The sequence below is a fragment of the Hymenobacter guriensis genome, from assembly GCF_015773195.1.
Classification (GTDB): Bacteria; Bacteroidota; Bacteroidia; order Cytophagales; family Hymenobacteraceae; genus Hymenobacter; species Hymenobacter guriensis.
The window spans coordinates 181,887-200,121 of record NZ_JADWYK010000006.1 but is presented as its reverse complement, the minus strand read 5'-3'; the positions used below and the strand labels follow the sequence as shown (position 1 = coordinate 200,121).

General features: G+C 60.6%; 17 protein-coding genes and 1 pseudogene. 16 read left to right on the top strand and 2 right to left on the bottom strand.

The window, feature by feature from the left end; all coding sequences use genetic code 11:
* Nucleotides 1–91: 91 nt before the first annotated feature.
* Together pssA and I5L79_RS11975 are read right to left on the bottom strand one after the other, a co-directional pair.
* Nucleotides 92–835 carry a CDP-diacylglycerol--serine O-phosphatidyltransferase gene (gene pssA / locus I5L79_RS11980; protein ID WP_196955289.1) on the bottom strand — a complete coding sequence of 248 codons (744 nt, stop codon included), beginning with the start codon at nt 833–835 and terminating at the stop codon, nt 92–94.
* Nucleotides 836–838: 3 nt separating this feature from the next.
* Nucleotides 839–1,474: an MBL fold metallo-hydrolase gene (locus I5L79_RS11975; protein ID WP_196955288.1), complete on the bottom strand. Its 636-nt coding sequence runs from the start codon at nt 1,472–1,474 to the stop codon at nt 839–841.
* An 85-nt stretch (nt 1,475–1,559) separates the two neighbouring features.
* On the opposite strand from I5L79_RS11975, the gene I5L79_RS11970 reads away from it, so the two are divergent.
* The 16 genes and pseudogenes from I5L79_RS11970 to I5L79_RS23320 form a co-directional block, all read left to right on the top strand.
* Nucleotides 1,560–2,654 carry an NAD(P)/FAD-dependent oxidoreductase gene (locus I5L79_RS11970; protein ID WP_196955287.1) on the top strand — a complete coding sequence of 365 codons (1,095 nt, stop codon included), beginning with the start codon at nt 1,560–1,562 and terminating at the stop codon, nt 2,652–2,654.
* A 21-nt stretch (nt 2,655–2,675) separates the two neighbouring features.
* A complete protein-coding gene (locus I5L79_RS11965) occupies nt 2,676–5,897 on the top strand; it encodes a hypothetical protein (RefSeq protein WP_231403061.1) in 3,222 nt (1,073 codons plus the stop codon).
* 200 nt (nt 5,898–6,097) lie between these two features.
* On the top strand, nt 6,098–6,739 hold the full coding sequence (locus I5L79_RS11960; RefSeq protein WP_196955385.1) for a heme exporter protein CcmB: 642 nt from the start codon (nt 6,098–6,100) through the stop codon (nt 6,737–6,739).
* Nucleotides 6,740–6,859: 120 nt separating this feature from the next.
* The gene (locus I5L79_RS11955) at nt 6,860–7,531 is read left to right on the top strand and encodes a cytochrome c biogenesis protein (RefSeq protein WP_196955286.1); all 672 of its coding nucleotides are present in this window, start codon (nt 6,860–6,862) and stop codon (nt 7,529–7,531) included.
* Nucleotides 7,512–7,748: a CcmD family protein gene (locus I5L79_RS11950; RefSeq protein ID WP_196955285.1), complete on the top strand. Its 237-nt coding sequence runs from the start codon at nt 7,512–7,514 to the stop codon at nt 7,746–7,748. The genes I5L79_RS11955 and I5L79_RS11950 overlap by 20 nt, the downstream gene beginning before the upstream one ends.
* A 102-nt stretch (nt 7,749–7,850) precedes the next feature.
* Nucleotides 7,851–8,276: a cytochrome c maturation protein CcmE domain-containing protein gene (locus I5L79_RS11945; protein ID WP_196955284.1), complete on the top strand. Its 426-nt coding sequence runs from the start codon at nt 7,851–7,853 to the stop codon at nt 8,274–8,276.
* Between the two features lie 109 nt (nt 8,277–8,385).
* A complete protein-coding gene (ccsA, locus tag I5L79_RS11940; RefSeq protein WP_196955283.1) occupies nt 8,386–10,971 on the top strand; it encodes a cytochrome c biogenesis protein CcsA in 2,586 nt (861 codons plus the stop codon).
* Between the two features lie 170 nt (nt 10,972–11,141).
* A complete protein-coding gene (locus I5L79_RS11935; protein ID WP_196955282.1) occupies nt 11,142–11,963 on the top strand; it encodes a Rossmann-like and DUF2520 domain-containing protein in 822 nt (273 codons plus the stop codon).
* A gap of 57 nt (nt 11,964–12,020) precedes the next feature.
* A complete protein-coding gene (locus I5L79_RS11930; RefSeq protein WP_196955281.1) occupies nt 12,021–12,353 on the top strand; it encodes a 2Fe-2S iron-sulfur cluster-binding protein in 333 nt (110 codons plus the stop codon).
* A gap of 119 nt (nt 12,354–12,472) precedes the next feature.
* Nucleotides 12,473–12,709 (top strand): Fe-S cluster assembly protein IscX, encoded by a 237-nt coding sequence (iscX, locus tag I5L79_RS11925; RefSeq protein ID WP_196955280.1) that lies wholly within the window; start codon nt 12,473–12,475, stop codon nt 12,707–12,709.
* A gap of 104 nt (nt 12,710–12,813) precedes the next feature.
* Nucleotides 12,814–13,299 (top strand): KdsC family phosphatase, encoded by a 486-nt coding sequence (locus I5L79_RS11920; RefSeq protein ID WP_196955279.1) that lies wholly within the window; start codon nt 12,814–12,816, stop codon nt 13,297–13,299.
* A gap of 116 nt (nt 13,300–13,415) precedes the next feature.
* The gene (locus I5L79_RS11915; RefSeq protein WP_196955278.1) at nt 13,416–13,610 is read left to right on the top strand and encodes a cold-shock protein; all 195 of its coding nucleotides are present in this window, start codon (nt 13,416–13,418) and stop codon (nt 13,608–13,610) included.
* Between the two features lie 116 nt (nt 13,611–13,726).
* Entirely contained in the window at nt 13,727–14,650 is a 924-nt protein-coding gene (locus I5L79_RS11910) for a geranylgeranylglycerol-phosphate geranylgeranyltransferase (protein ID WP_196955277.1), read from the top strand.
* Between the two features lie 78 nt (nt 14,651–14,728).
* Complete coding sequence (locus tag I5L79_RS11905) at nt 14,729–15,940, top strand: BamA/TamA family outer membrane protein (RefSeq protein ID WP_196955276.1); 1,212 nt, start codon at nt 14,729–14,731, stop codon at nt 15,938–15,940.
* A gap of 81 nt (nt 15,941–16,021) precedes the next feature.
* Nucleotides 16,022–17,170, top strand: coding sequence for a BamA/TamA family outer membrane protein (locus tag I5L79_RS11900; protein ID WP_196955275.1), 1,149 nt, complete (start codon nt 16,022–16,024; stop codon nt 17,168–17,170).
* A 105-nt stretch (nt 17,171–17,275) separates the two neighbouring features.
* A pseudogene (locus I5L79_RS23320) lies at nt 17,276–18,070 on the top strand (glycosyltransferase family 2 protein); the annotation flags it as partial.
* Nucleotides 18,071–18,235 lie beyond the last annotated feature (165 nt).

The following is an 18,235-nucleotide window of genomic DNA, read 5'->3' as shown; positions in this document are numbered from 1 at the left end:
GATTGACAATAGGCTTGCAACAAGCCGGGCGGGTGCGAGGTTCACCACCGGCCGGAAGTGTCAACGAATCAGTTGCCAAACTATTGTGCCGCTACACGTACTTAGGTTTCAGCACCGACAGCAGCACGTACAGCAGCACGATAAGCGGCACGGCCGTAGCACCCAGCACCAGCAGCAGCCCTACTGACAGCAGCACGAAAATAAACCGCAGGGAATTGTCCTGCCAGCCGAAGTTCTTGAACTTGAGCGCAAACAGCGGAATTTCGGCCACCAGCAGGTAAGACAGCAGCACCGTGAGGCCCAGCAGCACCCAGGGGCTGAGCAGGTAGGTCTGCAGGCCAAACCGGTCGTTCAGCAGAATCAGCGGCAGCGAAACCACCAGCAGCGTATTGGCCGGCGTGGGCAGCCCAATGAAGGAGTTAGTCTGGCGGGTGTCGTTGTTGAACTTGGCCAGGCGCAGGGCCGAGAAGATGCTGACAATGAATGCCAGATACGCCAGCCACGCCGGCAGGCTAGCGGGTAGCGCGTACTGCAGCAGCTTGAACAGCACCGCGCCGGGCACCACTCCAAACGAGACCATATCCGCCAGCGAGTCAAGGTCTTTGCCGATAGGCGACGAAACGTGCAGGGCCCGGGCCACAAACCCATCGAAGAAGTCGGCCACTGCTGCCAGCCCAATGAAATATGCTGCCTGCACCAGCGGTTGCCATTGCTGCTCAGAAGAGGAAACGTACTCTGGCCGGGCGTCGTAGGCCAGAATCAGGGTCAGGGCCACACAGCCGCACAGCAGGTTCAGGCAGGTCAGGGCGTTGGGCAGATGCTTTCGGATAGCCATATATTATTGCAGAAACGGATTGGAAGCACGCTCGGCGCCGATGGTGGTGGCCGGGCCGTGGCCGGGATACACGGTTACCTCGTCGGGCAGGGAAAGTAGCTCGGTTTTGATGCTCTGGATGAGCGTGGCGTAGTCGCCGCCGGGCAGATCGGTGCGGCCGATGCTGCCCCGGAACAGCACGTCGCCCCCGATAACCACCTGGGAAGGCGCGTGGTAAAACACCACGTGGCCCGGGGCGTGACCCGGCGCAAAGCGCACTTCCAGCTCTGTGTTGCCGAAGCGCACCGGCTCGCCGGCGGCCAGGGTGCCTGTGGGCTCGGCAGGCTGGTACTGCGCAAAGCCGTAGGAGGGCGCGTAGGTCTGCACGGCCCGCAGCGTGGCTACGTCGGCTTCGTGCAGCAGAAACGGCACCTTGTAAGTCTCCAGAATGAATTGGTTGCCCAGCACGTGGTCGATGTGGGCGTGGGTGTTCACCAGCAACACTACCCGCAGCTGCTCGGCTGCAATAAACTCCTGCAGGGCCTGCTGCTCGGCGCGGGAATAGCAGCCGGGGTCTACCACCACGCATTCCTTGGTGGCATCGTGTAGCAGGTAAGTGTTTTCGGAAAAGGCGTTGAAAGTAAAGCCGGAAACAAGCATAAACAGAAATAAAAACGGCCCGCAACCGGGGCCGAAAGGCGAGGAAAGGTACGCATTCGAGTTGTACTTGTGTACCTTGGCCGCCATGACACAGTCCGTCGATTATCTGCTCGTGGGCCACGGCCTGGCCGGGGCCACGCTGGCTGCCGTGCTGCGCCAGCGCGGCCGGCGCGTGCTCGTCCTCGACCCTGGCCTGCCGGATACAGCCTCCTCGGTGGCGGCCGGCCTGCTGAACCCGGTGGCCGGCAAGCGGCTGGCGCTGGGCTGGCGCATGGCCGAACTTCTGCCCGCCGCCGTGGCGTACTACCGGCAGCAGGAGCAGGATCTGGGGCAGGAATTCCTGCGCCTGCTACCTATCCGCAAGCTGTTTTCGTCGGTAGCAGACCAGAACGATGCCATGGCCCGGAGCGCCGACCGACCCTGGCAGGACTTTGTAGCCGAAATCAGCCCGGAGCTGCCACCGCTGGCCGGGGTGCGGCAGACGTTTGGCGGTATGCTGATTGCGGGCGGCTACCTGCGGGTGCGCGAGCTGCTGGCGGCCCAGACGGCTGCCGGCCTGCGCGAAGGATGGCTGCGACAAGAAACTTTTGACCCCGGGCTGCTTGTTATCGGCCCAGCCGGTGTAACCTATGGCGACTCCGTACTCGCCGCCCACGTGGTGTTCTGTGAGGGCGCGGCAGCCCGGCATAATCCGTGGTTTAACTGGCTGCCGCTCACGCCCAACCAGGGCGAGGTGCTGGACGTAGAATGTCCCGGCCTGGCCGAAACCGAAGTGCTTAACAAAGGCGCGTACGTAGTGCCGCTCGGCAACGGGCGCTTCCGCGTGGGTGCCACCTACCGCTGGCCGCCCTTTGCGACGGGCACCACCGCCGAGGCATTAGCTGAGCTCAGCCAGCGCCTGGCGGATATCACCGATTTGCCTTTTACGGTAGTGCAGCAGTGGGCCGCAGTGCGCCCCGCCACGCGCGACCGGAAACCTTTACTGGGCACGCATCCGGCGTTGCCTTCCTTGAGTATATGCAACGGCTTTGGCTCGAAGGGTGTGCTGATGGCGCCCCGGCTGGCCGGTCACTTCGCTGATGTGCTGGAAGGCACGGCAGAGTTGTGGGCTGAAGTCAATATCCGGCGCTATTTTTCGTTGTATCCAGCAGTAGCTCCGGCCACAGCGGTTTCTTCCTGATTTATTTTTCCTTCTGGCTTAATGATGCACGTATTTACTTCTCTGCCGGGAACCTGCGAACGACGCGCAAGCGGCTGGTGGCTGGCGGTGCTGTTGCTTTTGGTGGCCTTACCGTATGCGGGCCGGTCCCAAACGTCCCAGGAACCGTTTGGCCGGGTACGCATCCAGTACAAGCAGTTCGACTGGAGCTACTACAGCACGTCCAACTTCACGATTTACTTCTACCCGGGCGGGGAAGCTACGGCCCGCCGCACGGCCGAGTACGCCGAGAAAGAGCTGCAGCGCATTACGGCGCTGCTGGGGTACTATCCGTATTCCAAGACCACCATCATGCTCTACAACTCGGTGTCGGACCTGCGCCAGAGCAACGTTGGGCTGAACTCCGACAAGTACCAGATGGGCGGCGAAACCGATTTGCTGCGCATGGATAAGGTGCAGATTGCCTTCCAGGGACAGCAAACCGTGCTCAAGCGCGATGTGAGCTACCAGGTTACGCGCGTGCTGCTGCACGATATGATGTATGGCGGCTCCCTGAAGGAAGTTATCCAGAGCAACTACCTGCTGCAGCTGCCCGACTGGTTTGTGAGCGGAGCGGCGGCCTATACGGCCGAGGGCTGGAGCGTGGAGATGGACGAGTACATGCGCAACCTCACCCAGGAGATTGAAGGCAACCGCGCCCCCGCGTTTTTCGCCCGCAACCAGGAGCTGGCCGGCCAGAGCGTGTGGAACTACATAGCGGAGCGCTACGGCTACACCAGCATCCAGAACATCCTGAACCTGACGCGCATCACCCGCGACGTGGAAACCGGCATCAGCTCCTCGCTGAACGTGCCCTATAAAACCTTCCTCAAAGACTGGCTGACGTACTACCGCCAACTCAACGCCCAGCCCGAAACGCCCTTCGCCGTCATCGACGACAAAAACCAGCTGGTGAAGCGCAACCGGCGCGGGGCCAAGTACTCGCAGATGGCTCTGAGCCCCAGCGGCAAGGAAATGGCCTACGTCACCAACGACCGGGGACGCTACCGCGTGGTAGTGGGCAACACCGATGGCAGCGGGCGGCACACCATCTACCGGGGCGGCTACAAAACCCCCGACCAGCAGGTGGATTTTCGGCTGCCGGTGCTCACCTGGCGCAGCAACGAGCAGCTGGCCGTGGTAGAAACCAACAAAGGCAAGCTCAATCTGCGGCTGCGGCCCACCAACCGCGGGGCGGGCGGCATCTTTTCCCGCCTGGTAGAAGCGCTGCCATTCGGGCGCCAGGGCAACACGGCTCTGTTCAGCGGCTTCACGCAGGTAATGGGCCTTCATTATTCCCCCGATGGCAAGTCGTTGGTGTTCAGTGGGGCCGCCAACGGGCAGAACGATTTGTATCTGCTACGCAGCGGCAGCCGCACGCCCGAGCGTCTCACCAATGATTTGTTTGACGACGTGCAGCCAGCCTTTCTGCCGGGCGGCCAGGGCATCGTGTTCAGCTCCAACCGCTGGCTCGATACCACCGGCACCGTGAAAAACAACTTTGCCAACGTCGTCAACAACTACGACCTGTTCCTGTATCACCTTGATGGCCGCGTCCAGCCGGTGGAGCAGCTGGTCAGCACAATTTCCAACGAGTCGGCACCCCGGCCCATATCCGACACAGAGCTGGTTTTCTTGAGCGAGGAAAGCGGGGTGCGCAGCCTGTACCGCTACAATCTGTCGACGCGCCAGTACGCGCCCGTCAGCAGCTTTCTGCCCAACATCCGCAGCTACGACTACAGCGCCGCCACCGGCGCTCTGGACTTTATAGCCGCCGACGAAGCTCGCGACTACGTGTATGGTTACGCCTCATACCCACTGCCCGAAGGCTTGCGGCTAGCCAAAACGGCCCGTCAGGAAACGCTGGAAGAACGCTCGAAGCCGGCTCCGGCGCCCAAGCGCCCCGCCCCCGTAGCGCCCGATACAACCCGCGCCGGCCAGACGGCTACCACCGGCGGCCAGAAAAAGGTTGGTGATTATCAGTATGAGGAAGATACGCCGCCCGCCCGCACGCAACGCCGGACAGCAGCCCGCACCACTGCTACCGCTTCGGCCGCTGACGGTATTGCGCTGGCTGGCCCCTTCCGTTACGGCAAGCAGTTCAGCATCGACAACGTAGTATCGTCGCTGTACGTGGATCCGCTGCTGGGCTTTGGCATCATTGGGCAGGCCAATCTGTCGGATCTGATGGAAGACCACCGCTTCCGGGCCGGTATTTTCGCGCTTACGGACTTCCGCACCAGCAACATTTTCGCCGAGTACAGTAACCTGCGCCACCGCTACGACTGGGGCATCAGCTACCAGAAGCAGTCCTATAGTCTGGACTTCGACTTTAACACCGACCGGCTGACGCGCCACGAAGTAGCTCCCCGCATTGCGTATCCGCTCACGCATAACCTGAACGTGCGTATGGCAGGCCGTTATGTGAACGTGCGCCGCTCCCGCTTGGCCGATTTCAGCGAAAAGGACCTGGTGGAAAACTTTGTGGGCGGGAGTGCCGAGCTGGTGTTCGACAACGCTATTGCCACCGGCGTGAATATGCTGGAAGGCACCCGCATGAAGGCCGGAGCCCAGATGCTACACGCTATGCGCGACGAGCAGCAGAGCTTTGGCAAGTTCTTCGTGGATCTGCGGCACTACCAAAAAATCCATCGGCAGATCATTTGGGCCAACCGTGCCAGCTACGGCCACTTCTTTGGCAATGCCACCAAGACCTTTCGCCTGGGCGGCATGGACAACTGGCTCAATAAAAGCTATGATGGCGACGAGGATGCCCTGTTTCAGGGACATCCGGCCAATGTGTTCTACCAGGAGTTTGTGACCAACCTGCGCGGCTTCAACTACAATGCCCGCACGGGGCCCAAGTACGTGCTCTTCAACTCCGAACTGCGGGTGCCTATCATCCAGTATTTCTCCCGCAAGCCTATCGAGTCGGGTTTCTTCCGTAATCTGCAGCTCACGGCCTTTGCCGATGCCGGCTCGGCCTATGCCGGTTCCAGCCCCTTCAACGAAAACAACTCCTACAACACGCGCGAGGTGCTGGGCAACGGGAATGCCTTTTCCGCCACCGTTATCGACTTCCGCAATCCGCTGCTGTTGGGCTACGGCCTGGGTGCCCGGACCACCCTGCTGGGCTTCTATGGCAAACTCGACGTAGCCTGGGGCCAGGAAGACGAGGAACAAACCGGCCCAAAGTTCTACTTCACGCTCGGCTACGACTTTTAGGCCAGGCAACTCCGGCCTGCGTGCTGTTACCCCAGAAAGCCCCGTCAGCAGTTGCTGGCGGGGCTTTTTAACTGGTGCTTACCTGCCTTGCAAGAACATCTTGAGCCCAGCTGATTACCCCTAACCAATCGTGTAGTATCTTTGCGGTCCTGTTCACCACCCCTGTTGCCGTGCCGCTCCTGAGCCAGATTTGGTATTTGATGCAGAAGGACTTCCGTTTGGAATGGCGGCAGCGCGCGGCCCTGAGCGGAATGCTGCTCTACGTGGGCAGCACGGTGTTTGTGTGCTACCTGAGCTTTGCCCTGCGCGGCGGCCAGCTGCCCGTGCCCGCCTGGAATGCGCTGTTCTGGATTATTCTGCTGTTCACGGCCGTGAATGCCGTAGCCAAAGGGTTTCTGCAGGAAAGCCGGGGTCGGCAGCTGTATTACTACGCGTTGGTACAGCCCCAGGCCGTGATTCTGGCCAAAATCGGGTACAACGCGTTGCTGCTGCTGGTGCTGGCCACGGTAGCCTTCGGGGCCTATGCGCTGGTGCTCGGCAACCCGGTGCAGGATGTGCCCCTGTTTGTGGGTACGGTGCTGCTGGGCGCGGTGGGGTTTGCCTCCACGCTCACGCTGGTATCGGGCATTGCGGCCAAGGCCACCAACAGCCATACGCTTATGGCCGTGCTGGGCTTTCCAATTATGATTCCGATGCTGCTCATGCTCATCAAAATATCCAAAAACGCTCTGGATGGGCTGGAGTGGTCGGCCAGCCGCAGCTCGGTGCTCACGCTGTTGGCCCTGAACCTGATTGTAGGGGCGGTGTCGTACGTGCTGTTTCCATTTTTGTGGCGAAGCTAAAGGCCGTTGGCTGCCAACCAGTAGCTGACAGTTTTTCTGATTCCAACCTCTCTTTTGACACTCAAGCCTTCCTTACATTCATATAAAAGCTACCAGCCAACCGCTCCTAGCAAAGTGCTTATGAAAAACAACTGGTGGAAAGTGCTGACGGTGGTTTTGCTGCTTTACACAGCAGTGGCAGGCCTGCTGCTGCCGGTGCCGCGGCTGGCCATCCTCAACGAAACCATCCGCAACCTGTACTTCCACGTGCCCATGTGGTTCGGGATGACCATCATCCTGACGGCATCGGTGGTATACTCGATTCGGTACCTGCGCAACCCCTCGGAACGGCTGGATACCCTTTCCCACGGCTTTGCCCAAACGGGTATTCTGATGGGCATCGTGGGGCTGGCGACGGGCAGTCTGTGGGCACGCTACACCTGGGGAACCTGGTGGACCAACGACCCCAAGCTCAACGGGGCCGCCATTGCCATGCTCATTTACGGGGCCTACCTGGTGCTGCGCTCTTCCTTTGCCGACGAGCAGCAGCGGGCCCGGGTGTCGGCCATCTACAACATTTTCGCCTTTGCCGCGGCCATGCCGCTGTTCTTTATCCTGCCCCGCCTCACGGACTCGCTGCACCCCGGCGCGGGCGGCAACCCTGCCTTTGCCAAGTACGACCTTGACAGCAATATGCGGCTGGTGTTCTACCCGGCCGTGCTTGGCTGGACGTTGCTGGGCGTCTGGATTACGCAACTGAGTGTGCGGCTGACCCTTTTAAAACAATATATTCATGAAAAACAGCTTGCGTAGCTTCATACTGCTGGTGCTGGGGTTGCTGCTGCCGGTGTGGCACGCAGTAGCTCAGTCGGCTGCCAACGCGCCCGAAATGGCCGATACCCTGCGGCAGGATGGAAAAATCTACGTGGTGGTGGCCGTCATTGCCGTGGTGCTGGCGGGGCTGCTGGTGTACCTGATTTCTCTGGACCGCAAGCTCACCCGCCTCGAAAAAGAGGTGCACAACCGCTAAACTTTCTCCCTTCTTGGACCCGGGGGATTTTTCGGGCCCGTTTGGTTGTTCTGAAGCGCTGGCCGGGGGGCTGGCGTCTAGTTCTTTTCGCTTCGTAGCGCCATGAAAAAATCACATTTACTCATTCTGGCCGTTATTGCCGTGGCTATCAGCATTCTGGTTACCACGGCTGGTGATGTAAGCCAGTATGTGTCGTTTAAGGAAGCCCGTGAGCTGGCCGCCGAGGGCAATGCTGCTAAAGTACACGTGGTAGGCCGCCTGCCCCGCGACCCGCAGAAGAACATCATGGGCCTGGAGTACAATCCTACGCTCGACCCCAATTACTTCGCCTTCACGCTGGTGGATACCAACCGCCTGGCTCAGCGCGTGGTATACTTCAACCCCAAGCCCCAGGATTTCGACAAGTCGGAGCAGGTAGTTATTACGGGCTCCATGCGCAACGACGTGTTCGTGGCCGATAAAATCCTGCTGAAATGCCCCTCCAAGTACGTGGAGAAAGACATCAAAGGCGCTACCGCTATGCGGTAAGTATGAATTATGAATTCAGGATTCTGAATTGATTGCAGCCCGCCGCAAGCAGTCTGCCATTCACTCAGTGTTCCAATTCATAATTCTGAATTCATAATTCAGAATTTCCATGAATACATTCATTGGCGACGTTGGGCACCTGAGTGTCATTGTGGCGTTTGTAGCGGCCATTGTGGCTACCTATGCCTACTACCAGGCGGCCCGCGGCCGCGCCCTCGGCGACGCCGAGCCAGCGTGGCTGCGGCTGGCGCGGGGCGCGTTTTTCGTGCACGGTGCGGCCGTCGTTGCGGTTATCGTGAGCTTGTTCGGCATCATCTACGGGCACCGCTACGAGTACTACTACGCCTGGAGCCACTCCAGCAACCACCTGCCGGTGTACTACATGATTTCCTGCTTCTGGGAAGGGCAGGAGGGCTCCTTTCTGCTCTGGATTTTCTGGCATGTGCTGCTGGGCGGCATCATCATCCGCTTCAACCGGCAGTGGGAAGCTCCCGTAATGGCCGTTTTTGCGGGCGTGCAGCTGTTTCTCACCTCCATGATTCTGGGTGTGGTAGTGCTGAACGTGAAAATCGGTTCCTCGCCTTTTATCCTGCTGCGCGACTTCCTGACCGACGCGCCGGTGTTTCGCCTCAACCCCAACTTCATCCCGAAGGACGGTACTGGCCTGAATCCGCTGCTGCAGAACTACTGGATGGTAATTCACCCGCCCACGCTGTTCCTGGGCTTTGCCCTCACACTGGTGCCGTTTGCCTTCGCCATTGCCGGCCTCTGGAAAAATGAACTGACCAAGTGGGTGAAGCCCGCCATTACCTGGAGCCTGGTGGGCGGTGCCGTGCTGGGCGTGGGAATCATGATGGGTGCTTACTGGGCCTACGAGACGCTGAACTTCGGCGGCTACTGGAACTGGGACCCGGTGGAAAACGCCGTGTACATTCCGTGGCTGGTGTTGGTGGCAGGCCTGCACGCGCTGGTGCTCTGGCAGCGCCGCCGCACGGGCCTGCGCACAGCCTTTGTGCTGGTCATCACTACCTTCCTGCTGATTCTCTACGCGACGTTCCTCACCCGCTCGGGTGTGCTGGGCAATGCTTCCGTTCACTCCTTCACCGATCTGGGCCTTTCCGGGCAGCTGCTGATCTACCTGGGCGCCTTCGTGGTGCTGGCTATTGCGCTGCTGGTAGTGAAATGGAAAACCATTCCGGTTTCCGAAAAAGAGTTGACGACTTACAACCCCGAGCTATGGGTGTTTGTGGGCGCTACGGTGCTGTGCCTGGGTGCTTTCCAGGTACTGGTCACCACGAGCATTCCGGTTTATAACGCTTTCCTGGGCTTTATCGGCATCAAATCCAATCTGGCGCTGCCCGCCGACCAGATTGCGCACTATACCAAGTTCCAGCTGTGGATGGGCGTGGCCGTGGCGCTGGTGTCGGGCATTGCGCAGCTGATGTGGTGGCAGCGCAACGACAAGGAAACCGTTTCCAACGCCTTCACGGTACCGGGCATTCTCACGCTGCTGGGCGCGGCCCTAGTTATTCTGCTGGTGCGCTTCTTCGGCCTGAAAATGTCGCCGACTTACATCGTGCTGCTGACGACGGGCATGTTTGGGGTGCTGGCCAACCTGAGCATGATTCTGGTGCTGCTCAAGCGCCGGGTGAGCCTCTCGGGCGGAGCCGTGGCGCACATCGGTATAGCCCTGATGCTGCTGGGCGTGCTGGCTTCGGCGGGCTACTCCAACATTATTTCCCAGAACAGCTCCGGCCTGGTATACTCCAAGGACTTCCCGGAGGATATCAACCGCGACAACGTGCTGCTGTGGCGCAACGAAGCGGCGCCGATGAAGGATTACGACGTGACGTACACCGGCCAGTACCTAGATGTGCCCGGCGTGCCCGGCTACGTGAATAAGGACCTGCTCTTCCGCACCGATGACGAGTACAAGGCCCTGGCCCGCGGCGACGTGAAGCGCGGCGACCGGGTGTACTACAAAGCCGGCGACACGCTCGAAATCCGTCCCGAGGATACGTACTACCGCGTGGAGTACAAGAACCGCAAGTCCGGCGAGGCATTCACGCTGTACCCGCGGGCGCAGGTAAACGAGGAAATGGGCGGTCTGCTGGCTTCGCCCGATATCAAACAGTTCCTCAGCCACGACATCTACTCCCACATCAGCACCGTGCCCGACCCTTCCAAGGAAAAGGAATGGAGCGAGGTGAAGGAGCACCAGCTGAGCGTGGGCGACACCATCTACCTCAACGACTACTTTGCGGTGCTGCGCGCCATTGAGCCCGCCCAGAAATCGGCTACAGCCGGGCTGGGGCTGGGACCCAAGGATGTGGCTATTCAGGGCGACATTATCGTGCACGGCGAGAAAAAGCAATACCATGTGCACCCCGTTTTTGTGGTGCGCAACAACCTGATCGGCCGCGTGCCCGATGAGGTGGAAGACCTGGGTTTGCGCGTGTCGTTCAACAACGTGGACCCCAATACCAAGAAATTCACGTTCGGCGTAAGTACCACCCAGAAGGACTACATCATCCTGAAAGCTGTAGAAAAGCCGTTCATCAACCTGCTCTGGAGTGGTACGCTGCTCATGGCCCTGGGCTTTGGTATAGCCTTGGTGCAGCGCAGCCGCGAGAACCGCAAACCCAGCGCTAAGCCCGTGGCCGCCGCTCGTAAGCGCCCGGTGCAGGTAGCCTAAAGGCTCTGTTGCCCACAAAAAAGTCCGGTTTCTGCTTCAGGAGCCGGACTTTTTTGTGGGCAGCAGAAGGCGCGTTGCGGCGGTATTTACCGTGGCTAACCAGCTGGTCTGTTGCGTCAGTCCAAGCGTTGCTCAGGCAAAGTCGATTTATTCCTTTCACCTTTGAGTTTATGAAGCTTCATTTTCCGGCGGGCAGCCCGTTTCGGGTAGCGGTGCTGGGTACGGGCCGTGTAGCCAGCCACCTGGTGCCGGCACTGGCACGGGCCGGGCACCAGGTAACCGCCGTGTGGGGCCGCTCGTTGGCCGCTGCTACGGAGCTAGCTGCGCTGGCGCCCGGGGCGCTGCCTGTAGCTGGCCCCGGGCCACTGCCCGCCGCCGATATCTATCTGGTAGCCGTATCCGACGCGGCCGTGGCCGAAGTTGTCAGTGCAGTGCATTTCCCCCCCGGCAGCATAGTGGCCCATACCTCCGGCTCGGTGCCGCTGGCCGCGGTGTCTGCTGGACCGGAGGTGCGTGGAGGTGTGTGGTATCCACTCCAGACCTTCAGTGCCGGCCGGGCTGTGGATTGGGCGCAGGTGCCCATCTGCGTAGAGGCCGCTGATTCTGCCGCTGAAGCAGACTTGATGGCGCTGGCTCGCAGCCTGAGCCCGGAAAAAGCACAGCTGGTAGCCACGCCACAGCGCCAGGCTTTGCACGTGGCGGCGGTGTTTGCCTGCAACTTTCCGTATCACCTGCTGGGCATCAGCCAGGAGCTGCTGGGGGCGGCGGGGCTACCGTGGCCGATGCTGGAGCCGCTCATCCGCGAAACAGTGGAAAAAGCCCTGAACAATCCGCCGTTTCAGGGCCAGACCGGCCCGGCCGTGCGCGCCGATGTGCCAACAATGCAGGCGCATCAGCGGTTATTGGCCGACCACCCCGCCTGGCAGGCTTTGTACGAGCAGCTTTCCGCCAGCATCCGGCGCCAACACGAGGCGCACACAACGCAGCTTTGATGGGGGAGCCGGCCTGCGTACCTTTGCGCCCTCAATTTGCCCATACACCTTCACGCCGTGAAAACCGTCAATATCACCTTTCAATTTGAAGACGGGCAGCCCGCACAGACGCACGTGGCCGCCGAGGGCGAATCTGTACTGGACGTGGCCCTCAACAACGACATTCAGCTGCAGCACAACTGCGGCGGGGTGTGCGGCTGCAGCACCTGCCACGTGTATGTGGTGCAGGGCGAAGACGACCTGCCCGAAATCAGCGACAAGGAAGAGGACTTCATCGACCGCGCCGTGAACCCGCGCATCAACTCGCGCCTGGGCTGCCAGTGCGTGGTGCAGGCTTCTACCAACGACCTCGTCATCCGTATTCCGCCCCAACACTTCCTGGGGCACTAATTTTTGATGTGCTGATGCGCCGCTATTGTGGCTGACTGTGTTAATGAAGAACGACTATTACCACAGCCAGCCACAGTAGCAGCCCCTCAGCATACTCCTCACATCAGCACATTACACAGATGACTTACTTCGAGCCCCCGATCCACTGGCAGGATCACGAGGATATTGCCATGGCCCTGTACGAGAAATTCGGCGACGACTTCACGGAGGCCAAAATCTACCGCATCCGCTTCACCGACCTGCTGGACTGGATACTCACGCTGCCCAACTTCGAAGGCACCCGCGAACAGGCCACCGAAGGCCACCTGGAGCAGATCCAGGCCAAGTGGGTGTACGAGTGGCGCGACAATCAATAAATGGTGAGCGGCAGGTAACAGGTGACAGGTGCTAAACCCGCCTGTATAAAAGCTGCCATCTTGTTGCCCGTCACGTATTACCTGTCATTTCATTACCCGGAAGTATGATTGATTTATCGGCTATCAAGGCGTTTATCTTTGATGTGGACGGCGTGCTGACGGATGGCACGCTGCTGGCCCTGAACTCGGGCGAGCAGGCCCGCACCTTCCACATCCGCGACGGGTATGCCATCCGGCACGCGCTGCGCAAGGGCTACCGCATCATCATCATCTCGGGCCGCGAGGAGGAGGGCGTGCGCCGCCGCTTGGAGTCCTTGGACGTGCAGGATATCTACCTGGGCGTGGATGACAAAATGGTCGTTTTCAATAAGTACATCAACCTGCACCGCCTCGACCCCGCCACCATTGCCTATATGGGCGACGACATGCCCGACGTGGAGGTGATGCGCCGCTGCGGCCTGGCTGCCTGCCCCGCTGATGCCGCCGCAGATGTGCGCGCCATCAGCGCATTTGTGGCGGCGCTGCCGGGCGGCAAAGGGGCCGTACGCGAGCTGATTGAGGCCGCTATGAAACAGCAGGGTACCTGGTAAAGCCCGGGCTGCCTACGCTGTTTTTGGCTTGTAGAACCGCGTGAAAGTGGAGTTGTGATTTTGGCAAATGCCTATATCTTTACAACATCATCCATTCACTTTTTTGCATACTTTTCATGAAAACAGGAACCGTAAAATTCTATAATGAGGCGAAGGGCTACGGCTTCATTACGGAAGACGGCACGAAGGAAGACTTCTTCGTTCATGTTACCGGCCTGAACGGGGGCCAGATTCAGCAGAATGACCGCGTGGAGTTTGATACCCAGGAAGGCCGCAAAGGCGTGAATGCGGTGAACGTGAAGAAAGTATAGAGAACCCGTCTACTCAGGTTTTTTGCATGCGGAAAGCCTCTCCAGCCGGAGGGGCTTTCTTTTTTATAGTGTTACGCCCGGTTTCGGTGCCAGGGTGGCATCTTTACGCCGTACAGGTGAACGAGCAACTAATGGTGCAGCCTTCTTCCGCCGCTGATACACGAAACCCCTGGCAGGGCCTGCGCGAGCTGGTGCAGCTGGTGCGCCTGCCTAACCTGCTGCTACTGGCTTTGTGCATGGTGCTGGTGCGCGTGGGGTTGCTGCACCGTCATGCACCCACCGCTGGCCTGGTCGATGCGCGCTTTGCCCTGCTGCTGCTGGCCACGCTGTGCGTAGCGGCCGCTGGCTACATCATCAATGACTACTACGACGTCAAGATTGACGCCATCAACCGGCCCGACCGGCTGGTGGTGGGCCGGGCCGTAAACCGCCGTCATGCCATGCTGGCCCATTTACTGCTTACGGGCATTGGGATGCTGGTGAGTGGGGCGCTGTCGCCGCTGTTGGGGCTGGTGCATGCGGCCTCGGGGCTGCTGCTCTGGGGCTACTCGGTGCGCCTCAAGCGCATAGCGTTGGTCGGTAACCTGAGCATTGCGGCCCTTACGGCGGCTTCGGTGCTCACGCCGGAACTGCAGCTGCGCACGGGCGTAAACACCGTGTGGGTGTACGCCCTGGCGGCGTTTCTGCTCTCGGTTGTGCGCGAAATCATCAAGGACGTGGAGGATATGCGCGGCGACGCCGAGCACGACTGCCGCACGCTGCCCATTGTGGCCGGCGTGGCCCGTACCAAATGGGTGGCTGGTTTCTTCCTGCTGCTGCTGGCGCTGCTGGTGAGCGGGGCCGTGTGGCAGTCGGCGCAGCTGGGCTGGTGGTGGCTGGCCGGCTGGCTGCTGGTGCTGGTGCTGGGGCCGCTAGCGGCCCTGGCCCGGCTGCTCGCCCGGGCCGACCGCAAAGCCCACTTCGCGCAGCTAAGCTTGTGGTGCAAGCTCATTATGCTGGCCGGGGTGCTGTCAATGCTGGTTGTAGAGCTAGGCGGATAACCCGTGCCGGGGCCGGTACGTTAGGAAAGGAAGCCGGCCTGTTGAGCTGGCTGCTTACTTCACCTTCCCCGACTCCTCATGCGTATTCTTACCCTGCTGCTGGCCGCGTTGTGGCTGGCGCCGGCCGCCCTTGCCCAAACCACTCCCATTGCCGCCGATTCTGCCACCGTTGCGCCAGTGCCGGCTGTTACGGCTGTTGAGCCCGCTCCAGCTGCCACCGCATCGGCAACCGCCGTAAAGCCTCCTAAAAACCCTGCCGACAAGCCCAGCTTTATTCCTGCGCCCGTGCTGTTCTATGAGCCTGAAACCGGGTTTGCGGCCGGCGCTACGTTTTTGCCCACCTGGCGGCACGGTCGCGACACCACGGTGCGCAAGTCCAACGGGCGGCTGGGCGGCTGGTTTTCTCAGAAAAAGCAGCTGAACCTGCAACTTTCGCACACCATCTTCACCCGGCAGGAGCGCTACCTGCTCATCGGGGATATTCAGTATTTCGACTATCCCATCTTCTTCTACGGCGTCGGCAACGACACTAAGAAGGAAGACGAAAGCGAAATTGCCTACAAGCTGCTCACCATAAACCAGCGCGCCCTCAAAAGCATCCACCGCTACACCTTTCTGGGCTTGCAATACCGCTTTGCCGACCTGCGCAGCCTGCGACCCAAGCTGGAGCTAAACAACGAGGAAACAGGCCCCAACCTTTACTACTCCGAGCTGACGCCCCGCGAAAAGGAGCCCTTCCGCATATCCGGTGCCGGCCCTACGTTTATCTATGACAGCCGGGACGTGATTCTGAGCACGTTCAAAGGCGCTTACCTGGACTTGCAGGCGCTTTTCAACCTCAAAGGCTTGGGCAGTGACTACACCTTCACGCGCTACGTGGTGGACGGGCGCTATTTTCAGCCCCTGGGCTCCAACCGCACTATCTGGGCCAGTCAGGTTATCGGCACCTTCCATAATGGCACAGTGCCGTTTCGGGAGCTGGGCAACCTGGGTGGGGTGAGTTTGCTGCGGGGTATCTACGAGGGCCGTTTCCGCGACCGGCAGCTGCTGGCCGCCCAAACTGAAATCCGGCATCACCTGTTCTGGCGCCTCAACGGAGCCGTGTTTGCGGGGGTGGGCCAGGTGGCGCCGCACCTGCAGGATATGTCCTTCAGCGGCATCAAGCTGGCCGGTGGTGCGGGGGTGCGCTTTCAGTTCAACCGCCGCGACCGGCTCAACATCCGCTTCGACTATGGCGTAGGTTCGGGCGGCAATAGCGGCCTGTATTTTGGGGTAAACGAGGCATTTTAGGTCCAGTCGCAACACATAAGTTATAGCAGGGAGAGTAGTGCCTAATTCTGTACATTTAGGCGCTACTCTTCCCGCCAGTTTATGCTCGTACTTCGTGCCGGAGCCACTTTGTTGCTGACGTTGCTGGCCCTGGCCACTCATGCGCAATCCTCTACCGACTCGGTAGCTACCCGCAAGCCCAGTAAAAAAACGCGGCGCGTGAAAGTGGCCGCATTGCCCATTGTGTTTTCGCAGCCCGAAACCGGTGTGGCTTATGGAGCCGCCGTGCTGCCGGTGTGGCGCTTCGGGTCAGACACTACCACGCGCAGCTCTAATGCCCGCCTGCTGGCTTACCGCACCCAGCGCAAGCAGTCCAGCGCCAGCTTTACCCACGCCATCTTCACGCCCGGCGAGCGGTACTTCATCAGCGGGGAAGCCCAGTACTTCAACCTGCCGATTTATTACTACGGCGTAGGCAACGACACTCGCAAAAGCGAGAAAAGCGACATTTCGTACCGCCTGTTCATTCTCAACCAGCGCGTGCTCAAGCGGCTGCGGCCGGGGTTATTTGTGGGCGGGCTCTACCGCCTTACTAACCTCCACCGCCTCCAAATCGACGACCCCCTAACGGACGATGGCACCCGCCCCAACTGGCTGCTGGAACGAAGTGAGCGGGAGCGGCAAAACACGCTGACATCCGGCCTGGGGCCGGCTCTGATTTACGATACCCGCGACAATATTCTAAGCGCCCACCACGGCAACTTTCTGGATGCCAGTGCCCTGCTGGTGGGTAAGGCGCTGGGCAGTGACTTCACCTTTTCGCGTCTGCAGGTGGATGCCCGCCGCTACCAGGTGCTGGGCTCGAAGGAAACCGAGCGAACGGTCCTGGCCGGGCAGGTGCTGGGCACGTTTCATGGCGGCACTGTACCATTTCGGGAGTTGGCGCAGTTGGGCGGGGAGCGGATGATGCGCGGTATCTACGAAGGGCGCTTCCGGGACCGGCAGCTGCTGGCCGCCCAGGTAGAGTTGCGCCAGCAGCTGTTCTGGCGGCTGCGGGGGGTAGTGTTTGGCAGTGCCGGCCAGGTGCAGCCCCAGGTCACCGACTTCCGGCCCGGCCAGTTCAACCTGGCCGGCGGCGCGGGTCTGCGCATCGACGTCAACCGGCAGGACCGGCTGAGCATCCGCATCGATTATGGGGTAGGCTCGGGGCAGTCCAGCGGCCTGTATTTTGCCTTCAACGAAGCCTTTTAATTCGTTCTTCGCTCCGGCGCCAGAATTACAGACAGCGGCCCCTCCCTCGGCATTTCTTTTGTCGAGCTTCATCTAAAACTCGACAATTCCGTAGGAGTGTGACCTATGGATTTGGTTTCCCCCCAACTATTTCACTTCTCTGCGGGGCCCGTTGAGTTGCTGATAGCGCCGCTGCGGATGGCGGTGGCACCCCACCCGGCGCTGCAGGCCTCTGTTATTATTCCCGCCAAAAACGAAGCGGCCGACCTGCCGGCTACTCTAGCTGCCCTTATAGCCCAGACCACGCTGAACGGACAGCTGCTTGATCCTGCTACGTTTGAAATTCTGGTACTAGCCAACAACTGCACCGATGCCACTGCCCAGGTAGTCCGCCGTTTTGCTGCCGCTCATCCTGCCTGGCAGATTCAGGTGGCCGAACTGTGGCTGCCGCCCACAGAGGCGCACGTAGGCCGAGCCCGCCGCTTGCTAATGGACGAAGCCTGCCGTCGCCTCGAAGCTGTAGGACGCCCCCAGGGACTGATTCTCTCTACTGATGCCGACACGCAGGTAGCGCCCACCTGGCTGGCTGCTACCCAGCAGGCCATCAGCGCGGGGGCCGACGCCGTGGGTGGACGCATCCTGCCCCGGCACAGCGGCCCTGCGCAGTGTGCTGTGCGTCGCCAGCACCTGCACGACGCTGCCTATCACCTGGCCCGCACCCAACTGGAAGCCCGCCTCAACCCAAGCGCCCACGACGCCTGGCCGCGCCACCACCAGCATTTTGGAGCCAGTCTGGCGCTGACCGCAGCGGCCTACCGCGCCGTGGGGGGGCTGCCCGTAGTGCCTTATCTGGAGGATGAAGCCTTGTATCGAGCTCTGCTGCGCCACGATTTGCGGGTGCGCCACTGCCCGGCCGTGCGCGTTGTTACCTCCGACCGCCGTGTGGGCCGCGTGGCCGTAGGTTTGTCGTGGCAGCTGAGCGAGTGGGCCCGGCAGACAGCAGCGGGCCAGGAACCATTGGTGGAAGGTGGCCATCAGATTGCTGCCGAAGCCACCATGTGCCGCCGCCTGCGCCTGCTCTGGAGG